Here is a 19,244-nt window from a genome sequence, read left to right as displayed (position 1 = left end):
GCTTATCGACAGCGCGTCCTGTCGAGCGCCCTATGCCGGGCCCGGAATCGTTTCCAGTCCACCCATGTAGGGGCGCAAGACCTCGGGAACGGTGATCGAACCGTCGCGCTGCTGGTAGTTCTCCATCACCGCGATCAGGGTGCGCCCCACGGCCAGGCCGGATCCGTTCAGGGTGTGTGCCAGTTCCGGCTTGCCGGTATCCGGATTGCGGAAGCGGGCCAGCATGCGGCGCGACTGGAAATCGGTGCACACGCTGCACGATGAGATTTCCCGGTACGCGTTCTGTCCCGGCAGCCACACCTCCAGATCGTAGGTCTTGGCCGCCGCGAACCCCATGTCGCCGGTGCACAGCAGCATCACGCGATAAGGCAATTCCAGGCGCTGCAGGATAACCTCGGCGTGACCGGTCAATTCCTCCAGGGCCTCGGATGAATGCTGCGGATGCGTGATCTGCACCAGTTCCACTTTTTCGAACTGGTGCTGGCGAATCATGCCGCGGGTGTCCTTGCCGTAGGAACCGGCCTCGCGGCGGAAGCAAGGCGTCTGCGAGGTCATGCGCAACGGCAACTCGGCGGCATCGAAGATCTGCTCGCCCGCCAGGTTGGTCATCGGCACTTCGGCGGTCGGCACCAGGTAGCGCGGCGGCTCGTCGGTGGTGGCGAAGGCGTCGTCACCGAACTTGGGCAACTGGCCGGTACCGGTCATCGCCTCGGCGTTGACCAGGTACGGCAGATAGACCTCGGTGTAGCCGTGCTCGGTGGTGTGGGTGTCCAGCATGAACTGGGCCAGCGCCCGGTGTAGCCGCGACAGGGCCCCGCGCAACACCGTGAAGCGCGCTCCGGCCAGGCGGGCCGCCGCCTCGGCGTCCATCAGGCCACCGGCGTCACCCAGGGCGACATGGTCGCGCGGTTCGTACTCGAACTCACGCGGCTCGCCCCAGCGGCGTACCTCGGCATTGTCATCCTCGCTGGTGCCAACCGGCACCTCGGGCAATGCCAGGTTCGGCATCTCCAGGGCCCAGGCGGACTGCCGCTCGCGCACGGTCGCGAACTCGGTTTCGACCTGCTCCAGTTCGTCGCCCAATTGCTTGACGGCATCCAGCAGGGGCTGGATGTCCTCGCCCTGCGACTTGGCCTTGCCGATGGACTTGGCGCTCTGGTTCTTGCGGTTCTGCAGGTCCTGCATGCGCACCTGGAGATCCTTGCGCTGTTCTTCCAGCGCACGCCAGGCGGGCACGTCCAGTTCGTAGTTGCGGGCCGCCAGCGCGCGGGCGACGCCTTCGGGGTCGTTACGGAGGATCTGTGGATCGAGCATGCGGGTTTCCGGATTTCGGCCTGAGATTCGGCTCAGGTTGGGTCAAGTGGCCAGGGGCCGGGAAAACGCCGCATTGTACCGGTTACGCCGGTGGATTACCGCCCGGACCGGACTCGCCGGTGAAGCCGCCGTGTCCGCTTCCCCGCTCCCGCGGGCTCAATTCGCCCCGTGCAGCCCGCGCGCCAGCAGATAACCCAGCCACACCGCGCCCAGGCAAACGACGAGGGTCAGCGCCACGTTCAGCCCGGCGCGCAGGAAATGTCCGTTCTGCGCCAACACCAGGGTTTCCAGGGAGAAGGTACTGAAGGTGGTGAAACCGCCCAGCAGGCCGGTGATCAGCAGGAGACGAAGCAGCGGAATCCCCACCGCGCTATCGGGGAGGAAAACCACGAGATAACCAATCAGGGCTGAACCGGCCGCGTTCACCACCAGGGTGCCGTACGGAAATCCATAACCCAGCAACTGGTGGGTTGCGATGGCGATCAGGTAACGCAGGCTGGCACCCAGGGCGCCACCCAGCGCCACGGCTGCCACCTGCAGCAGGCCGACCTTCACGGCGGGGTTGCAGTGCCGATCACATCGACGTCGGGCGGTGGGTCGAACGTGAATTGCGCCGGGTCGATGGGTTGATTGCGGCGCACGTCGTGAAAGCGGATCTCGGTGCGCAGACCGAAGGCGTCTTCCATGGCCATCAATTCCAGGGTGTCGTCACGCAGACCGAGAAGAATCCGCTCGAACTCGGCATCCGCCACGTCGCCGCCACCGGACACCGGCCTTAGTTCCAGCAGACTGGCACCGTCGATTTCGCCGGCTTCGCGCACTTCGAATTCGCGGTCGAGCCGATCGATGTCGGTAAGCAGGGTGAGCGGAGAATCGGCCGCGGCCGTGGACTGCGGTTTCACGGTGACCTGCTCCAGTTCCACATCGTGAATCCAGATGTGGCGGCCGTCGGCCACCACCACTTCGGGAAAATCGCCGCCGTACTCCCAGCGAAAAAAGTGCGGCTGCGCCAGCCACAACCGCCCTTCACTGGCATCCGCGATCGCGCCGTCGGTGCCGATGACCTGCTGCTCGAAACGGGCCTCGAAGGTTTCGAGGTCCTGCGCCAGGCGTTCGAGCTGCTGACGCCCCGGTGTTTCCACCTGTGCCATCGCGAGGCCGGGTGCAAGACCGGGCAACAGCATGCAGACGAAAAGCACCGTCCGGGCGGCACGCAAGCGCGCACCCATCCCGACCCGGCCGGGTGGAGACGGTTGATTCCGGCTGATTGTGCGCTGATAAACGCCTGCCTGGGTCACTGGCTTACTCCCTGCTGTCGACGGGGTTGCGCGAGCGGCTACACGCGGCGGCGAACGGGCCGCGCGTTCATCCTGGTCCGCGCCGAAAACGGTTTCAATCTTTCGGCGGCGGCGGGGCCAGCACTTCGCGCTGCCCGTTGTGCTCCGGAGGACTCACCACACCGGCCGCCTCCATTTCCTCGACCAGCCGGGCCGCCCGGTTGTAACCGATGCGAAGCTGGCGTTGCACGCTGGAAATCGACGCCCTCCGGCTCTTCGTCACGTAGGCGACGGCCTGGTCGTAAAGTTCGTCCTGTTCGCCGCCGGCGGCTTCGGGCAAGCCGGTCGCGCCGACCGTCATGCCGTCGGCCATCACCTGCGTGTCCTCTAGGACATCGTCCAGGTAGTCGGGTTCCCCGTGCTGCTTGAGGTACTCGACCACCGCGTGCACCTCGTGATCGTCGACGAAGGCGCCGTGGATACGCTCCGGCAACGCCGAACCGGGCGGCAGATACAGCATGTCGCCGTGGCCCAGAAGCTGCTCGGCGCCCATCTGATCCAGGATGGTGCGCGAATCGACCCGTGAAGACACCTGGAAGGCGATACGCGCCGGAATATTGGCCTTGATCAGGCCGGTGATCACATCGACCGACGGGCGCTGCGTGGCCAGGATCAAATGGATGCCGGCGGCGCGGGCTTTCTGCGCCAGCCGGGCGATCAGCTCCTCGATCTTCTTGCCGACGATCATCATCATGTCGGCGAACTCGTCGATGACCACGACGATGTAGGGCATGGGCTCCAGATCGGGCGCTTCCTGACCTTCGTCCAGCAGTTCGGGCTGCCACAGCGGATCCTTCATCGGCTTGCCGGAATCCGCGGCTTCGCGCACCTTGCGGTTGAATCCTGCCAGGTTGCGCACCCCGGCCGATGCCATCAGCCGGTAGCGCCGCTCCATTTCGGCCACGCACCAGCGCAAGGCGTTGGCGGCCTCCTTCATGTCGGTCACCACCGGCGCCAGCAGATGCGGTACGCCCTCGTACACCGACAGTTCCAGCATCTTCGGGTCGATCATGATCAGGCGAACCTGATCCGGGGTGCCCTTGTACAACAGGCTGAGGATCATCGCGTTCAGGGCCACCGACTTGCCCGAGCCGGTGGTGCCGGCCACCAGCAGATGCGGCATGCGCGCCACATCGGCCACCATGGGCCGGCCGCTGATGCCCTTGCCCAGCGCCAGGGTGAGTGGCGAGGACGCCCGGTCGTAGGCTTCCGACTGCAGGATCTCGGACAGGTAGACGATCTGACGCGACGCGTTGGGGATTTCCAGGCCGATGGTCGACTTGCCGGGAATCACTTCCACCACGCGCACCGATATCACGCTCAAACCCCGCGCCAGGTCCTTGGCCAGGTTGGAAATCTGGGCCGATTTGACCCCGGCCGCCGGTTGCAGTTCGAAGCGCGTGATGACCGGCCCCGGATGCACCTCGACCACATCCACCTGCACCCCGAAATCGGCCAGTTTCAGTTCCACCTGGCGCGACAGGGCTTCCAGCGCCTCGGTGCTGTAACCCGGCGTCTGATCCGGCGGCGAGTCCAGCAACTCCAAGGGAGGCAGCGGTCCCGCGGGCAGATTTTTGAACAGCGGGCGCTGCTTTTCGCGGGCCGCCCGTTTGCTCGGCTCCGCTTCCTTGGGGGGATCGGCGGTTTCAATGCGGGGTTTCGGCTTGTTCTTCTGGCGCACCGAATCGGCCTTGCGCGTGACCTCGCGCTTGGCCTTGGCGCGGCGGCCGGCGAACCAGTCGCGCAGACGGGCCACGGATTCCACCAGCCAATGAATGGCGATCAGGGTGTAGCGCCCGGTGTGGTCCATGACCCGGAACCAGGAAATGCCGGCGAACAGGGTCAGCCCGGCCAGCACGATGGCCAGCAGGAACAGGGTCGAACCGAGCGCACCGGTATTGTTCAACAGCGGCGCGGCCACCTGCAGGCCGATCACACCGCCGCCGCCCGCCGGCATGGAACCCACCGGTGGCAGGGTGTGCATGTGCGCGAGACCGGTGGCCGACAGAATGAACAGCAGCAGACCGGTCAGCCGCGCCAGCCATTCCAGCGGCCCCTTCTGTTCCAGGGGACCGTCCGCGCCGCGGTAAACCAACCAACCGACGTAGACCACGACCAGCGGTAATGTGTAGGCCAGATACCCGGTCAGGAACAGGAAGAAATTGGCCAGCCACGCACCCAGCAATCGTCCGATATTCTGGATTTCATGGCTGGAAATCGTATTGAACGGCCCGGGGTCGGTCGGACTGTAGGTGACCAGGCAGGCCGCCAGGTAAAACGCCAGCAAAATCGCGAGAATAAAAAAGCTCTCGCCCAGCAGGTGGCGCATGCGTCCGGTGTTTGCATGGGCGCGGGTTGATTTTTTCCTGGCTTGCCGCAAGTAGGTGTACCTGGCCGTATTTATCGGGTGTTTTTCTGTGAGCCATCAGAATCGGGGCGATTATACATGAGCGATGTCCAGCACTTCCGGCTGTTGATCCTGGGTTCGGGACCCGCCGGTTACACCGCCGCCATTTACGCGGCGCGCGCCAACCTTCAGCCAGCCGTCATCACCGGCCTGGAACAGGGCGGTCAATTGACCACCACCACCGACGTGGACAACTGGCCGGGCGATGTCGAAGGACTGCAGGGTCCCGACCTGATGCAGCGGATGCTGGCGCACGCGGAACGCTTCGACAGCCACATGGTGTTCGATCACATCCACACCGCCGACCTGTCCCGGCGCCCGTTCCGGCTGGAAGGCGACAGCGGGGTGTACACCGCCGACGCGCTGATCATTGCCACCGGCGCCAGCGCCATGTATCTCGGCCTGCCTTCGGAGGAAGCGTTCAAAGGACGCGGCGTCTCAGCCTGTGCCACCTGTGACGGTTTTTTCTACCGCAACCAGAAAGTCGCCGTGGTCGGCGGCGGAAACACCGCGGTCGAGGAGGCCCTGTACCTTTCCAACCTCGCATCCGAAGTCACCCTGGTGCACCGGCGGGACGAACTGCGGGCGGAAAAAATCCTGCAGGACCGCCTGTTCGAGCGTGAAAAAAACGGCAACGTGCGCATCCTGTGGGACCACGTGGTCGACGAGGTCCTGGGCGATGACAACGGCGTGACCGGTCTGCGGGTGAAAAACGTCAAGAGCGAGCAGACCGAGGACCTCGAACTGCAGGGCGTGTTCATCGCGGTCGGACATTCGCCCAACACCGAAATCTTCAACGGCCAGCTCGACATGGCCGGTGGCTACATCAGCGTGCGCAGCGGCACCGACGGTTACGCCACCGCCACCAGCGTACCGGGCGTGTTCGCCGCCGGCGACGTGGCGGACCACGTTTACCGCCAGGCCGTGACCTCGGCCGGTTTCGGCTGCATGGCCGCGCTGGATGCCGAGCGCTGGCTCGACGAACATCCGGCGAACGCGGCCGCCGCGTAGTACCGGCCGCCGATGACCTGAGCGATGCCACCGCTTTCCGCCCGCGTCGTCACGGACATCGGCAACGTCGATCCAACCGACTGGGACGGACTGGAGCACGACGGAGACCCGTTCGTTTCCCATGGGTTTCTGCAGGCCCTTGAAAGCTCCGGATCGGTGTGCCCGGAATCGGGCTGGCAGCCCCATCATCTGGCACTGTACGAGGGAGGCCGGCTGGTCGCCTTCGCGCCGACCTACCTGAAAGCCCACTCGCACGGCGAGTTCGTGTTCGACTGGGCCTGGGCCGATGCCTACCAGCGTTACGGCCATGCCTATTACCCCAAGCTACTGACCGCGGTACCCTACTCTCCGGTGCCCGGTCCGCGCTTGCTGGTCGCGGCCGGGCATCCAGACCCCGCTGCGCTGCGCGCCGCGCTGGTGAGCAAGGCCATCGAAACCTGCGAGGAACTCAACCTGTCCAGTTGGCACTGCAATTTCTTCAGCGAGACGGACCGCACCGCGCTGCGGCGTGACCCGCTGCTGGCGCGGCATGACTGGCAGTTCCACTGGTTCAACGCCGGTTACAGATCTTTCGACGAATTTCTCGCGAGCCTGCGCTCGAAAAAGCGCAAAAACATGCGCCGCGACCGCCGCCTGGTGGCGGATGCCGGCATTCGCCTGGAGCGCCGCGCCGGTGGCGAACTCAGCGAGGCGGAACGGGACTTCGTTTACGCCTGCTACCAGCAGACCTTTCTGGAACACGGCAACCACCCGGCGCTGACCGCCGATTTCTTCAACCGCCTGAGCACCACGATGCCCGAGGCCGTGATGGTGGCCCTGGCCCTGCGCGAGGGCCGGCCCATCGCCATGAGCTGGTTTCTGCAGGGTGGCGGCACCCTGTACGGGCGCTACTGGGGCTGCATCGAGCAGCACGCCGGCCTGCATTTCGAAACCGCCTACCACCAGGGCATCGAACATTGCATCGAACGCGGCCTGAAGGTGTTCCAGCCCGGCGCCCAGGGCGAACACAAGATGAGCCGCGGTTTTGTCGCCACGCAGACCCGCTCGGCTCACCTGGTGCGGGATCCCGTGTTCCGGCGGGCCATCGCGGCGCACCTGGAGCGCGAAGACGACTGGCTGGACCAGTACCGCGAGGAACTGGAGGCACACCAACCCTTTCGCCGCGACGGAACGGACAGGGACCGACCGTGAGCCAGTTGCAACTGCCCCACCTGGGCCCGACCGCGAGCGCGCCCTTTCCGCCGACCAACCAGGCCTTGCCGCGCCCGAACGGCTTGCTGGCCTGGGGCGGCGGACTGGAACCGGAGCGCCTGCTGCGCGCCTACCGGCGGGGAATTTTCCCCTGGTATTCGGACGGTGAACCCATCCTGTGGTGGACGCCCAATCCACGCTGCGTGGTCTACCCGAACGAGCTGCACGTATCGCGCCGCACCCGGCGGCGCCACCACGCCGGCAACCATCGCATCACCGCCGATCGCGCCTTCGCCGCCGTCATCGACGGCTGCGCCGAGCCCCGCGAGCCGCAGGGGGGCACCTGGATTACGGACGAATTGAAGCACGCCTTTGTCGCCTTGCATGACATGGGCATCGCCCATTCGGTGGAGGTGTGGCGGGACGAAGCGCTGGTCGGCGGCATTTACGGACTGGCCATCGGCCGGGTGTTCTTCGGCGAGTCGATGTTCAGCCGCGTCACCGATGCCAGCAAACTGGCGCTGACCGCCCTGTGTCATCAACTGGAGGACTGGTCCTTCGCCCTGCTCGACTGCCAGGTCACCAACCCGCACCTGCTGTCACTCGGCGCGGTCGAGGTTCCGCGTCACGAATTCGAGGCGCAACTGGCCGCCGCGGTCGATGCCCCCGGCTCGCCGCCGGGTGCATGGACCGGCCGGTTCACGCCGCGGGTGCGCTGGTGAGCCGCGTCGCACAGCATTCCGGCCGGGCCATCGCGCTGATGATGGCGGGTGTTTGCATGCTCGCGCTGATGGACGTGGCGTTCAAACTGCTGGTCGCGCACTACTCCAGCATGCAGGTGGTGTTTCTGCGCTGCGCGGTCTCGGCGGCGGTGTTCTTTGTCTGGATCCTGGTCACCGGCCGCCAGCAGTTCAAAACGGCCTACCCGCTCGGCCACCTGATCAGGGGCATCATCGGTCTGGGCATGCTGTACACCGTGGGCGAATGCTTTCGCGAACTGCACCTGCCCGACGCCTACGCGATTTTCTTCGCCGCGCCCCTGTTGATCACGCTCCTTGCCGGGCCGGTCCTGGGGGAGCCGGCCGGGCCGCTGCGCATCCTCGCCGCAATGGCCGGTTTCAGCGGCGTGCTGCTGGTGCTCAAACCCACCGGCGCCGGCTGGATCAGCTACGGCGGTGTGATGGGCCTGCTGGCGGTGGTCTGTTACGCCGCCACCGTGATGCTGCTGCGGCGCATTGGCGAGAAGGACAACAGCGTCACCATCGCGTTCTGGTTCACGGCGCTGATCGGCGTCGGTTCCGCCTTCGTCGCCATCCCGGGGTGGCGCGATGTCGCAGCCGAACACTGGACCCTGGTCGCGGTACTGGGCGTTTCCGGCACGCTCGGCCAGGTCGCGCTGACGGCGGCGTTTCGTCGGGCGCCGGTCGCGGTGCTCGCGCCGTTCGACTACACCCACATGATCTGGGCGGTGATTTACAGCTACCTCATCTGGGGTTTCCTGCCTACCGGCCGCACCTGGGTCGGTGCCTCCATCGTGGTGGCGTCGGGCCTGTTCGTGCTGTATCGGGAACAGCGCGCGAAACGCCGCGCGCGCGAGGCCATCGGCAAGGCCTGAGGGCTGAAAATTCGGGCTGACGTTTCGGGTTGGGCTTCGGGCTAGCGTTTCGAGCCGGTGCGGTCCGGGCGGCCGCGGTTCAGTCCTTTTCCTGCAGATCGGGACCCGGCTCGCCCTCGAGCAGAAAATAAATGTGGGTGACGAGTTCATCCTCCGGGGTCGCGCCCGGATCGGAAATGTACTGTTCCCACGAGACCGACCCTTCCTTCAGCCCGTGCACCGCCATGTATGCCGCCAACCGGTCGTAGGTCGGCTTCATGCGGTCGTAGGGCCCGCGGTGAATTACCCGCACGGCGTGCCCGGACGGCGACCAGCCGGCCTGCACCTCGCCATCCGGATCGAGACCGTTGGTCCCGGCCGGAATCGCCGCGTCAAAGGCGTAGCCGTTTTCGTCCCAGGCACGGGTGATGGCCATCGGCTGGGCGGACGTTTCCAGGTTGTGCTCCAGAATGAACCCCATGATTTTCTGGTAGGCATCCGCCAGCGCATTGGCCACGTCACCGGGATCCTGGCGGCTGCCGGTTTCGATGTACAGGATCTCCACCGGTTCGACGTCGAGAATTTCCGCGTCCAGCCCCGAGATATCCACATCCGGCAGTTCCTCGGCAAAGGCCTTGAGGTTGGACAGCCCGCGCTCGTAATCGGTGCCGATCCAGCGGTCGAAAAACAGTCCGAAGTAACGCGCCACGAGTCCCGACAGCGCGGATTGCCCCTCGGTGAGATCGGTATCGAAACCCCAGGTCACCCGGGTGCCGGCGTCGACCGCCTGCAGCGCGAAATACGAGTCGGCCTCGCCCTGCTGGTCGAACCGAAGCCGGGTACGCACCAGCCGGTAAGGCTCGCTGAGCACGATTTCCTGCTCGCCCCTGCCGGTGAGCCGCGGGTCGCCCTCCCATTCCATGCGCGCTCCCACGCCCCGGTCGGGGCCGCTGACCTGGTAACTTGCCGTCGGGTCCTGGACGGCCCACGGCGACCAGGCATTGAAGGTGGCGTAGCCGTCGACCAGCGCGAACACGGTTGGAGCCGGCCGCTCGATGACGATGCTGCGCTCGACGTGTACTTCCCGAGGCAGAAACAGCCCGATAACGAGCAAAGCTATTACAATAATTACAATGGAATAGAAGACTTTTTTAAGCATTTTTCTTACTATTCTTCCCGGTCGCGCTCACGGCGCGGCGCGTCCAGCGCGTCAGTATCGTTCTCAGGATACCACTCGGGTACGCTGTCATCGTCTTCCCAGTCGTAACGCTTGACCGGCACCCGGTCCCAGCGCCGGAACACGAACGCCAGCAGCACGCCCATCATCGCCCCGGTCAGATGCAGTTCCCATGACATGTTGGGGCGAATCGGGAACACCCCCCAGATCATCGCGCCGTACAGGAAACCCACCAGCATGGAGACCGACACCGAGCGCATGTCGCGACGCAACACGCCGCCCACGAAAACAAAGGCCAGCAGACCGTACAGCAGACCGCTGGCGCCGAAGTGCAGGCTGGGGCGGCCGATGAACCAGCCCAGCAGTCCGGATCCCAGCCAGATCAGCGGAATCGCGCGCAGCGCCGAATTGGGATACAGGTAGAGAATGGCCGTCGTGGCCACCACCAGGGGAATGCTGTTGTTGAACAGATGCCCTGCCCCGCCGTGCAGCAACGGCGCGGTGACAATACCGACCAGGCCGGACACCCGGCCGGGCCGCAGGCCGAAGCGATACAGGTCGAGGCCGAACAGGCCGTCGGCCAGCAAAATAGCCCACAACAGCGCCACGAAGGCCAGCGAGACGCGCAGCGCGAGGCTGAAATTGGCCTGGGCGCGGCGCGAGCGGATGAAGTCCGGGTCAGGCTGGTGCAGCGGCATCAGCGGGACGGTCCGGCGCGGTCAGACGCGAGGCGATGGCCGCGCGGGTTTCGGACAGCAGCGCATCGAGATCCTGCAAGCTCATTTCCGTGGTGTCGATCGGTGGGTGTATGTGCATCGTGCAACGACCCGGAAACAGTTGCAGGGTTCGGGCCGGCAGAACGTCGCGGGTGCCGGTAATCGTGATCGGCAGCACCGGCAACTGCTGCTCGATGGCCAACCGGAAGGCGCCCTTCTTGAACGGCAGCAACCGACCGTCGTCACTGCGGGTGCCTTCGGCGAAAAACAGGATGCCCACCCCATCACCCAGGCGGTCCAGGGCCTGCATCACTGCCTTGCGGGCCTCACGCGGGTTACGGCGATTGACAAAAATATGGCCGGCCTTCTCGCAACCGATGCCAATGCCCGGAATTTTGCGCAATTCCTGCTTCATGACCCATTTCAGGTCCAGGTCCAGCCAGCCGTACACCACGGGAATGTCGTACTGACTCTGATGATTACACACCACCACGTAGGTGTTTTTGCGATCCGCGTTCTGCCGGCCTTCCACGGTTACCGAAATCGGCGTCAGCCAGGCCACCAGGCGCGCCCAGGTGACCGCGAACACGCGGCTGGCGACACGGTCGTTGACCAGCACCGCCGTAATCACGGTCAGGGTACTGAAGACCAGGGTCAGCACGGCGACCAATGGCAGGTAGACCAGCCAGACATAAACCTGGTACGGCCAGTAGAGAAGCTTCTTCATGGCTCGAAGTTTACGTGATACCGGTGCCCGGTACAGTGCCATCCTGGCGCTGCCGGCGGTCAGCCGGAGTCTGTATCCTCGCTGACAAATCCGTGCAGCCGCCGGTATAAAACCAGCGAGTAGCCGGTGGCCACCAGCGCCGCAAGCCCCAGCGCCAGCAGTCCCGGCCACAGCGGACCGCCGGCAAGACCGGTCAGCACGCAAACCAGACCCGCCGCCATGAACAACCAACCGCCCAGGCGGTGCGTGCGGTTCCACACGGTTTCGCTGGCCAGGGTCCACGGGGTGCGAATGCCGATGAAGAAATTGCGCGGAAACTTGGCCAGGTAATTGCCCAGCACGATGAAGAACGCACCCAGCAGAAACGGCAGCGCCCGATCCATTCCCAGGCGGCCACCCATGGCACTGTTCCAGCCGACAACGGCCAGAGCCCCCAGAAAGGACACCACCAGCAACACCACGAGATCATAAGCCCGGCGGCCCGCCTCCAGACGGAATCCCCTGGGTGCGACCCAGGGCAAGGCCATCAGCAATGCCGCGGTGCCCCCGGCGATCAACGGCATCAACCACACGCCCCAGGGCTTGGCGGTCCAGCCATCCGCCGCGCCATCGAGGTTCCAGTGGGTGGGCACCGGATCGGGCAACAGCGGGTACCAGGCCCACGCCAGTGCGGCCAGCGCCGCGACGACCACGGCGGTCAAGAGATTGAGACGGGACACTTTCATCGGCGTCCCACTCCCGGCTTGAGGAACTGGGTCAGCATCATCACGGCCTCCTCGAACACGGACAGATTCAGGGTGTAGATTCGTGATTGCCCGTCCCGGCGTACGCGGACCAGGCCGGCATCACGCAGGATGCCAAGGTGGTGGGAACAAGTCGCGGCCGACACCGCCACCCGGTCCGCGAGTTCACCCGCGGCCAGATCGCCGCCCCGCAATGCCCGCAGGATGCGCAGGCGTTGCGGGTCGCCCAGAGCCTTGAACAGGCGCTCTCCGGGCATTTCCGGGCCGGGATCGGGTTTCATATTTCGATATTCAAACAAATATCGAAATATGTCAACAATAAAAGGGGCGCCGAGAGGCGCCCCTTTTTCGATCGAACGGAAACCGGCGCCCGTCAGGCAGCCTTGATTTCCGTCTCCTCCGCGGACTGACCGCTTGCGGATTCGCCTTCCAGCAATGCCTTGCCGCTGTCGATTTCGATCGTGCGCGGCCGCATCACTTCCGGCAGTTCGCGTTCCAGGTCGATGTGCAGCAGGCCATTGTCCAGGCGGGCGCCCGTCACGCGCACGTGATCGGCCAGGTTAAACCGCCGCTCGAACGAACGCGTCGCGATGCCGCGATACAGGAACTTCTCCGCGCCGGCGGTCTCGTCTTCCGACTTTTCGCCGGTGACCGTCAACTGGTTCAGTTCTGTGGTGATCTTGAGTTCATTTTCCGCGAAACCCGCTACCGCCATGGTGATGCGGTACTCGTTTTCACCGGCCGAAACGATGTTGTACGGCGGGTACCCGCCGGCCTGTTCGACGCGATGGGCTGAGTTGAGCAGGGACGCCAGACGGTCGAAACCAACGGACGTGCGGAACAAGGGTGAGAGATCAAAAGTCGTCATTACCGTATCCTCCTGTGAAGCAATTCGGTATCAAATGTCAGCTTCCGCCGTATGGCCGGAAGCGCTTGCGGCCCCTTCTGGCGACCGCAATCAGAAAATGGGGATGAGCTGGAAAGTTTCAAGGCCTTCTGCGGTCCAAATGGCCCCGCCGGCCCGGCCCTCAGTGGCGCTCGTAACGTATGGACGTGATGGTGTAGAGCACGGACTTTTCGGGCAGGCTGACCTGGACCTCGTCGTCCACTGAACGCCCCAACAGGGCCCGCGCGAGTGGCGAATCCACCGAGATCAAGGCTCGCGCCGCATCGGTCTCGTCCGCCCCGACGATGCGGTATTCCGCGGCAATGCCCTGCTCGTCCTCGATACCGACCCAGGCACCGAAAAAAACCCGGTCCTGTTGCGGCGGCGTGCGGTCGACCACCTCGATCTCGTCCAGGCGTTTGCTCAGGTAACGGATTTTGCGGTCGATCTCGCCCAACTGCTTTTTGCGATAGATGTACTCGGCGTTCTCCGAACGGTCGCCCTCGGCCGCCGCCGCGGACAGCGCGGGCACCACTTCACCGCGCCGCAGCTTCCACAAGTCAGTCAGCCACGTCTTCAGCGCCGCGGCGCCTTCGGCCGTGATGTACGGGCTGCTTTTTTCCGGTGGCGGACGCCAACGTCCCATCGAGTTTCTCCCGCGCTTCGCCGCATCTGCAGCCGGGTGCATGTTAGCCCAACCAATGACACCTGCGTGACCAACGCGATTTGGTCCATAATGCCGCCAATTTTTCCCATCGCAGAGATTCGAACCATGTCCCAGCGAATTCCCACCCCTGCAACCGCCATCGCGCTGATCGCGGTGATCGCAGTTCTCGCGACCGCCTGCGGCCCGCAATCCGGGTCCGGACCCGAGGTTGCAGGCGACAGCAGCACGCCGGCGCCCGCCACCGCGGATACCGCGACACCGGACGCGTCTGCCGAAACGCTCGTCAGTGGTATCGAGGCGGACGGCTTCGACCGCTCGGTTCGCCCGCAAGACGACCTGTATACCTTCGCCAACGGCACCTGGCTGGAGCAGACCGAAATACCTGCCGACAAATCGCGCTACGGCACCTTCCTGGTACTGGCCGACAAGACCGAAGAGGACGTGCGCAAACTGGTCGAGGAAGTCAGCAATGCCGACGCGGTGGAACCGGGCAGTCCGGCGCAGAAAATCCGCGATTTCTTCAACGCTTACATGGATGCGGAAACCGCCGATCAGCTGGGCGAGAAGCCCATCGAGCCGGACCTCGAGCGTATCGCCGCGGCGCAGACTCATGCCGATATCGTGCGCCTGTTCGGCGAACTGGGCACCGACGGTATCAACAACCCGATCGGACTGTTCATTTTCTCGGACTTCCAGGACGCCAACACCAACGTGGTGTACGTGGCGCAGAATGGCCTGACCCTGCCCGACCGCGATTACTATCTCAAAGACGATGAGCAGTACGCGCAGGGACGCCAGTTGATGCAGGACTATGCTGAGCGCCTGTTCACCCTGGCCGGACTGGACGGCGCCGACTCCATTGGCAAGGAGCTTCTGGCGCTGGAAACCCGGCTGGCCGAGGTGCAGTGGACACGCGAGCAGAATCGCGACCGGGCGAGTCAGTACAACCCGCATTCGTCCGACGAACTGGAAAACCTGGCGCCGGAGATCGACTGGGAAGGGTTTTTCGAGGCCAGCCGACTGCCCGAGCGGGACACTTACATTGTCATGCAACCGAGTTTCTTCGAGGCCGCCGACGACATCATCAGCGATACGCCCGTGGAAACCTGGAAGAACTACCTGACTTTCCAGCTCCTCAGCGGTTACGCCCCGGTGTTGGGCGAAACGTATTTCAGCGCCTGGTTCGACATGTACCGCAAGGGGCTGCGCGGCGTGGAGCAGGCACGCCCGCGCTGGAAACGCGCCATCGCCTCGATCAACGGCAACATGGGCGAACTGCTGGGCCAACTCTACGTGGAAAGACACTTCACGCCCGAGGCCAAGGCCCGCATGCAGGAACTGATCGACAACCTGATTGAGGCCTACCGTCAATCCATCACCGACCTGGAATGGATGAGCGAGGAAACCAAGCAGGAGGCACTGGCCAAGCTGGCCCGTTTCAACTCCAAGGTCGGTTACCCCGACGAATGGCGTGATTACAGCGCGCTGGAAATCCGTCCCGGCGACCTGGTGGGCAACCTCAAGCGGGCCACGGCCTTCGAATATCAGCGCAACCTGAACAAACTCGACCGGCCGGTGGACAAATCCGAATGGCTGATGACGCCGCAGACCATCAACGCCTACTACCTGCCGATGTGGAATGAAATCGTATTCCCGGCTTCGATCCTGCAGCCTCCCTATTTCAACCTGGCCGCGGACGACGCGGTGAACTACGGTGCCATCGGCGCGGTGATCGGCCACGAAATCGGCCACGGATTCGACGACCAGGGCCGCAAGTTCGACGGCGACGGCAATCTGCGCGACTGGTGGACACCCGAAGACAACGCCCGCTTTCTCGAGCGCAAGGACAAACTGGCTGCACAGTACGACGCCTACGAAGTCATCGACGGTCTGACCATCAACGGGCAGTACACCTCGGGTGAGAACATCGGCGACCTGGGTGGCCTGAGCATCGCCTACAAGGCCTACCAATTGTCGCTGGACGGCGCCGAAGCGCCGGTGATCGACGGCTGGACCGGCGATCAGCGCTTCTTTCTGGGCTGGGCCCGCGCGTGGCGGGAAAAACGCCGCCCCGAAGAGGAAAAGCGGCTGCTGACCATCGACACCCATTCGCCAACCAAATTTCGCGCCAACGGCGCCGCCGTGAACGTCCCGGCCTTCTACGAAGCCTTCGACGTAAAGGAAGGCGACGGCATGTACCTGCCACCCGAAGACCGGGTCAAAATCTGGTAGCACCCGCTTCCCCCATGTCAAACCCATGGATCCCGGCTCGGAGGCCGGGATGACAGAACCGGGGTTTGAGCGTGAGGCGGCAATCGTTTCCGCAGTGGCCCAGGCGAGTGGATCCCGGCTCGGGGGCCGGGATGACGGGTGCGAGGGACACTACCCCGTGGTTCCGGACGCCAACCTCTCCCCCGTCATCCCGGACGCCAACCTCACCCCCGTCATCCCGGACGCCAACCTCCTCCCCGTCATCCCGGACGTCGCGCAGCGGCGATCCGGGATCCACCCGGCCCACAACCCCACCCCGCGCCAAACCCATGGATCCCGGCTCGGAGGCCGGGATGACGGGACCGAGGCACGGTGAACAGGCGCGAGTCTCTGGAGGACAGCCGCGAGTCTCTGGAGTCAAAGTGCGCAGGACCGCTACCGAACTGCGACCTTTTGGCGCCCAATCGCGTCTAATGGGTACATGAGCGGCTCCGCCTTCGACATCACATTGGACGACGTTACCCTCGCCCGCGCCCGCCGCGGGGACGAGGCGGCGCGCGAACGCATCTTCCGGCTGTACCACCAACCGGTCTATGCCATCGCCTACCGCGTGTGCCAGTGCCCGGAACTGGCGCAGGACGTGACCCAGGAAGCTTTCATCAACGCATTGGAACGCCTGCGTCAGTTTCGCGGCGACTCGCCGTTCTGGGGCTGGCTGCGCCGGGTGGTGGTCAATCACGCCATCAGCGCGCTGAGGCGAGCCCCGAAACACGATGCGATCGAACTGGAGGAGTACCACGCCGCCGCGCCGGGCGATGCCGGCCGTGTCGAACTGGGGCTGGATCTGGCCGATGCGCTGTCCCGGCTGGACCCCGAAGACCGCGCCGTGGTGTGGCTCTACGATGTCGAAGGCTACAACCACGCCGAAATCGCCGGCTTTTTCGGCCTGACGGCCAGTTTCTCCAAAACCCGGCTCTCGCGTGCCCGGGCCCGCCTGCGCGAACTGATGGGACCCGGCATGAATCCGCGCGATACGAGTACGGACCAACCGGCCTCGGAGCCAACCGAACGCGACCACGACCGCGAACAGGCTACATCCGGCAAGTCTCCTTATCCTGCCGGTGTACCCGCCGGAGGTTGCTGATGCGAACCCCATACCCAGAGGCTAATGAACCACATGAACGATATCCGTGATCCCTTCAGGCTGGCCTCACTGCCGCAACCCGAACCACCGGGCGATGCGTGGCCAGCCGTGGCGGCGGCGCTGCGTCAGCGCCAAAGGCGGCGCCGGCTGTACCGGGCGGCGGCGGGCATGGTACTGGCGGCCGGCCTCACCGCCTGGCTGCAGACGGATTTCCCCGGCCTGCCCAATCCCGGCGATCCGCCGCGCAGCGCAGCTGCGGATTCGGCCGCGGCCACGCCCGCTGAAAGTACCGCTCAGGCCACCGCATCTTCCGCCAGTCCCGAACGGACCCTGGCCGCGCTGATGAGCCTGTCGCAGCAGCTCGAAGCGCGACTCCGGCGGCTGCGCACCGACACCGGTCCGATGCCGTCCGGCGCGTTGGTCTACCAGATCGAACTGGAAGATCTGGTGGCCCAGGTGGACGATGCCCTGAGCCGGCAACCCGATTCGCCGACCCTGTGGAGCCAACGGGTCAACCTGTTGCTGGATCTGAATCAGCTTTACTGGCAGTCGCTGCGACCCGAAACCGGCCAGGTCGCGTCACTGTAGGAAAGACGAATGCACGAGGAACATGACTCCATGACACACATCCGATCCGCTCAATCCCAACACGCCCCGGCACAACGACGATCGCTGCTCGCGCTGGGTGCCCTGCTCGCAGGGCTGACGGCCGTCTCGGCGGCCCAGGCCGCCGGCGAGACAGCCGAGGCCGAACAGGCTCGTCAGGTACAGGCAATGCAAGCCGCCGAACAAGCGCGCGCGGCCGAAGCGAAACAATCCGCCGAGCAGGCGCGTGAGGCCGAAGCGAAACAATCCGCCGAACGGATGCGCCACGAAGCGGCACAGGTGCGTAGCGAGGCCCGCCAGGCCGAACGCGCGGCTTCAATCGCCGAAGCTGAACGGCAACTGGCCGAGGCTGCCCGCGCCATGGAAGAAGCGCGCCAGGGTCTGGCGGAAAGCCGAACCGAAAACATGCAGGATCAGAGCCGAATGCGCGAAGAACTCAGCCGCGCTCACCGGGCGCTGCGCGATGCCTCGCGCGAAGTGGCCCGCGCCCACCGCGAACTGGCCATGGCCGAACGCGAGCGCAGCGCGCGGATACGCGCATTCAACCTGGGCGATCGCGCGGTGATCGGAGTCCTGCTGGGCCCCGCCGACGACAACGGCATCCAGCTGATCGGAGTTTCCCCGGACGGCCCGGCCGAGCGCGCCGGACTGCGCGCCGGCGATGTGCTGGTGATGCTCAACGGCATCGAACTGGCCGCCAACTCCGATGGCGATGCTCGCGACACCCTGCTCTCACTGATGGAGGATGTCGGCGACGGCCAGGAACTGCCGGTTGAGGTGCTGCGCGATGACGAACGGCTGAACTTCAGCGTAACCGCCGAGCAACGCGAACCGGCATCGTGGCAGTCACTGGTTCGACTGCACGCGCCGTCGGCGCCGATTGCCCCGAGCGCAACCGCCGACCCCACGTCACCGCCACTTCCCGACGAGGCTCCGCACGTGGTGGTGGAACGTATCGAGATCCCGGAATTGGATTACGAAAAGCTGGAACGCAAACTGGAACGCATCGATGAACAACTGCAACGCTTCGAGTACCGTTTTATCGGCGAAGACGGCGAAACCATCGAGTTCAGTCAGGATTTCAGCTTCGATGGCGACGAGTTCTCGGCCATGGGCCGGCATGCGCTCGAGGAAGCCAACCTGATGTTCGGCCTGCCGCATACCCATGGCCTGGAAATGGTGGCACTGAATCCGAAACTGGGGGCTTATTTCAAAGCCGAGCGGGGTGTGCTGATCGTTCGCGCGGACACCGACAACGTGTATGGCCTGGAGTCCGGCGACGTGATTGTTTCGGTGGACGGCGAAGCCGTGGAACGCCCGGCCGACGTGCTGCGGGCGCTGCGCGACACCCAACCGGGCAACGAGGTCGAACTGGCCATCAAGCGCGACCGACGCAGCCGAACCCTGACCGCCACCGTACCGGAAAACCGGTTCGGTGGCCTGCATCTCAACGCACTGCCCACCCGCCTTGGCAACGCGCCCGCCAACGTGACCGATTAACCCCCGCTGCGGC

General features: G+C 64.9%; 20 protein-coding genes. 9 read left to right on the top strand and 11 right to left on the bottom strand.

The window, feature by feature from the left end:
- Positions 1-30: 30 nt before the first annotated feature.
- From serS to V3330_RS11560, 4 genes are all read right to left on the bottom strand, one after another.
- Complete coding sequence (gene serS / locus V3330_RS11575) at positions 31-1,314, bottom strand: serine--tRNA ligase (RefSeq protein ID WP_354695583.1); 1,284 nt, start codon at positions 1,312-1,314, stop codon at positions 31-33.
- A gap of 156 nt (positions 1,315-1,470) precedes the next feature.
- The gene (gene crcB / locus V3330_RS11570; RefSeq protein WP_354695582.1) at positions 1,471-1,869 is read right to left on the bottom strand and encodes a fluoride efflux transporter CrcB; all 399 of its coding nucleotides are present in this window, start codon (positions 1,867-1,869) and stop codon (positions 1,471-1,473) included.
- Positions 1,866-2,612 carry an outer membrane lipoprotein periplasmic chaperone LolA gene (gene lolA, locus V3330_RS11565; RefSeq protein WP_354695581.1) on the bottom strand — a complete coding sequence of 249 codons (747 nt, stop codon included), beginning with the start codon at positions 2,610-2,612 and terminating at the stop codon, positions 1,866-1,868. Before lolA ends, crcB begins: the two co-directional genes overlap by 4 nt.
- 94 nt (positions 2,613-2,706) lie before the next feature.
- Positions 2,707-4,980, bottom strand: coding sequence for a DNA translocase FtsK (locus V3330_RS11560; RefSeq protein ID WP_354695580.1), 2,274 nt, complete (start codon positions 4,978-4,980; stop codon positions 2,707-2,709).
- Between the two features lie 117 nt (positions 4,981-5,097).
- Between V3330_RS11560 and trxB the strand changes: the two genes are divergently transcribed.
- From trxB to V3330_RS11540, 4 genes are read left to right on the top strand one after another with little or no spacing between them, the layout of a single operon-like run.
- Positions 5,098-6,069, top strand: a complete 972-nt coding sequence (gene trxB, locus V3330_RS11555; RefSeq protein WP_354695579.1) for a thioredoxin-disulfide reductase — start codon at positions 5,098-5,100, stop codon at positions 6,067-6,069.
- 24 nt (positions 6,070-6,093) lie between these two features.
- Entirely contained in the window at positions 6,094-7,260 is a 1,167-nt protein-coding gene (locus V3330_RS11550; protein WP_354695578.1) for a GNAT family N-acetyltransferase, read from the top strand.
- Positions 7,257-7,982, top strand: coding sequence for a leucyl/phenylalanyl-tRNA--protein transferase (gene aat, locus V3330_RS11545; protein WP_354695577.1), 726 nt, complete (start codon positions 7,257-7,259; stop codon positions 7,980-7,982). Before V3330_RS11550 ends, aat begins: the two co-directional genes overlap by 4 nt.
- Positions 7,979-8,875: a DMT family transporter gene (locus tag V3330_RS11540; protein ID WP_354695576.1), complete on the top strand. Its 897-nt coding sequence runs from the start codon at positions 7,979-7,981 to the stop codon at positions 8,873-8,875. Before aat ends, V3330_RS11540 begins: the two co-directional genes overlap by 4 nt.
- A gap of 79 nt (positions 8,876-8,954) precedes the next feature.
- On the opposite strand, the gene V3330_RS11535 is transcribed toward V3330_RS11540, so the two are convergent.
- The 7 genes from V3330_RS11535 to greB all read right to left on the bottom strand — a co-directional run bounded on the left by V3330_RS11535 (position 8,955) and on the right by greB (position 13,749).
- Positions 8,955-10,013 carry an SRPBCC family protein gene (locus V3330_RS11535; protein ID WP_354695575.1) on the bottom strand — a complete coding sequence of 353 codons (1,059 nt, stop codon included), beginning with the start codon at positions 10,011-10,013 and terminating at the stop codon, positions 8,955-8,957.
- 8 nt (positions 10,014-10,021) lie between these two features.
- Positions 10,022-10,729: a rhomboid family intramembrane serine protease gene (locus V3330_RS11530; protein ID WP_354695574.1), complete on the bottom strand. Its 708-nt coding sequence runs from the start codon at positions 10,727-10,729 to the stop codon at positions 10,022-10,024.
- Positions 10,710-11,474, bottom strand: a complete 765-nt coding sequence (locus V3330_RS11525; RefSeq protein ID WP_354695573.1) for a lysophospholipid acyltransferase family protein — start codon at positions 11,472-11,474, stop codon at positions 10,710-10,712. The genes V3330_RS11530 and V3330_RS11525 overlap by 20 nt, the downstream gene beginning before the upstream one ends.
- A gap of 59 nt (positions 11,475-11,533) precedes the next feature.
- Positions 11,534-12,199, bottom strand: a complete 666-nt coding sequence (locus tag V3330_RS11520) for an SdpI family protein (RefSeq protein WP_354695572.1) — start codon at positions 12,197-12,199, stop codon at positions 11,534-11,536.
- Positions 12,196-12,498 (bottom strand): metalloregulator ArsR/SmtB family transcription factor, encoded by a 303-nt coding sequence (locus V3330_RS11515; RefSeq protein ID WP_354695571.1) that lies wholly within the window; start codon positions 12,496-12,498, stop codon positions 12,196-12,198. The genes V3330_RS11520 and V3330_RS11515 overlap by 4 nt, the downstream gene beginning before the upstream one ends.
- Positions 12,499-12,590: 92 nt before the next feature.
- Positions 12,591-13,085, bottom strand: coding sequence for an Hsp20 family protein (locus V3330_RS11510; protein ID WP_354695570.1), 495 nt, complete (start codon positions 13,083-13,085; stop codon positions 12,591-12,593).
- Between the two features lie 160 nt (positions 13,086-13,245).
- Entirely contained in the window at positions 13,246-13,749 is a 504-nt protein-coding gene (gene greB, locus V3330_RS11505) for a transcription elongation factor GreB (RefSeq protein WP_354695569.1), read from the bottom strand.
- Between the two features lie 126 nt (positions 13,750-13,875).
- On the opposite strand from greB, the gene V3330_RS11500 reads away from it, so the two are divergent.
- The 5 genes from V3330_RS11500 to V3330_RS11480 all read left to right on the top strand — a co-directional run bounded on the left by V3330_RS11500 (position 13,876) and on the right by V3330_RS11480 (position 19,231).
- On the top strand, positions 13,876-16,002 hold the full coding sequence (locus V3330_RS11500; protein WP_354695568.1) for a M13 family metallopeptidase: 2,127 nt from the start codon (positions 13,876-13,878) through the stop codon (positions 16,000-16,002).
- 49 nt (positions 16,003-16,051) lie between these two features.
- Positions 16,052-16,357 carry a hypothetical protein gene (locus tag V3330_RS11495; RefSeq protein WP_354695567.1) on the top strand — a complete coding sequence of 102 codons (306 nt, stop codon included), beginning with the start codon at positions 16,052-16,054 and terminating at the stop codon, positions 16,355-16,357.
- 105 nt (positions 16,358-16,462) lie between these two features.
- A complete protein-coding gene (locus V3330_RS11490) occupies positions 16,463-17,125 on the top strand; it encodes an RNA polymerase sigma factor (protein ID WP_354695566.1) in 663 nt (220 codons plus the stop codon).
- A 33-nt stretch (positions 17,126-17,158) separates the two neighbouring features.
- Positions 17,159-17,713, top strand: a complete 555-nt coding sequence (locus V3330_RS11485; RefSeq protein WP_354695565.1) for a hypothetical protein — start codon at positions 17,159-17,161, stop codon at positions 17,711-17,713.
- 30 nt (positions 17,714-17,743) lie between these two features.
- Positions 17,744-19,231, top strand: a complete 1,488-nt coding sequence (locus V3330_RS11480; RefSeq protein ID WP_354695564.1) for a PDZ domain-containing protein — start codon at positions 17,744-17,746, stop codon at positions 19,229-19,231.
- Positions 19,232-19,244: the final 13 nt, after the last annotated feature.

This window comes from Elongatibacter sediminis (assembly GCF_037892215.1).
Taxonomy (GTDB): domain Bacteria; phylum Pseudomonadota; class Gammaproteobacteria; order Xanthomonadales; family SZUA-36; genus Elongatibacter; species Elongatibacter sediminis.
Note: the sequence above shows the minus strand (reverse complement) of the source record. Positions and strands in the feature narration are given on the sequence as shown.

Excerpts from the sequence above, each read along its gene's own strand:
- V3330_RS11485 (WP_354695565.1), top strand. The coding sequence starts at position 17,159 with ATGAACGATATCCGTGATCCCTTCAGGCTGGCCTCACTGCCGCAACCC.
- greB (WP_354695569.1), bottom strand. The coding sequence starts at position 13,749 with ATGGGACGTTGGCGTCCGCCACCGGAAAAAAGCAGCCCGTACATCACG.
- V3330_RS11520 (WP_354695572.1), bottom strand. The coding sequence starts at position 12,199 with ATGAAAGTGTCCCGTCTCAATCTCTTGACCGCCGTGGTCGTCGCGGCG.
- serS (WP_354695583.1), bottom strand. The coding sequence starts at position 1,314 with ATGCTCGATCCACAGATCCTCCGTAACGACCCCGAAGGCGTCGCCCGC.
- V3330_RS11510 (WP_354695570.1), bottom strand. The coding sequence starts at position 13,085 with ATGACGACTTTTGATCTCTCACCCTTGTTCCGCACGTCCGTTGGTTTC.
- V3330_RS11515 (WP_354695571.1), bottom strand. The coding sequence starts at position 12,498 with ATGAAACCCGATCCCGGCCCGGAAATGCCCGGAGAGCGCCTGTTCAAG.
- trxB (WP_354695579.1), top strand. The coding sequence starts at position 5,098 with ATGAGCGATGTCCAGCACTTCCGGCTGTTGATCCTGGGTTCGGGACCC.
- V3330_RS11525 (WP_354695573.1), bottom strand. The coding sequence starts at position 11,474 with ATGAAGAAGCTTCTCTACTGGCCGTACCAGGTTTATGTCTGGCTGGTC.
- V3330_RS11500 (WP_354695568.1), top strand. The coding sequence starts at position 13,876 with ATGTCCCAGCGAATTCCCACCCCTGCAACCGCCATCGCGCTGATCGCG.
- V3330_RS11530 (WP_354695574.1), bottom strand. The coding sequence starts at position 10,729 with ATGCCGCTGCACCAGCCTGACCCGGACTTCATCCGCTCGCGCCGCGCC.
- V3330_RS11535 (WP_354695575.1), bottom strand. The coding sequence starts at position 10,013 with ATGCTTAAAAAAGTCTTCTATTCCATTGTAATTATTGTAATAGCTTTG.
- V3330_RS11550 (WP_354695578.1), top strand. The coding sequence starts at position 6,094 with ATGCCACCGCTTTCCGCCCGCGTCGTCACGGACATCGGCAACGTCGAT.
- V3330_RS11560 (WP_354695580.1), bottom strand. The coding sequence starts at position 4,980 with ATGCGCCACCTGCTGGGCGAGAGCTTTTTTATTCTCGCGATTTTGCTG.
- V3330_RS11480 (WP_354695564.1), top strand. The coding sequence starts at position 17,744 with ATGACACACATCCGATCCGCTCAATCCCAACACGCCCCGGCACAACGA.
- V3330_RS11495 (WP_354695567.1), top strand. The coding sequence starts at position 16,052 with ATGACAGAACCGGGGTTTGAGCGTGAGGCGGCAATCGTTTCCGCAGTG.
- V3330_RS11490 (WP_354695566.1), top strand. The coding sequence starts at position 16,463 with ATGAGCGGCTCCGCCTTCGACATCACATTGGACGACGTTACCCTCGCC.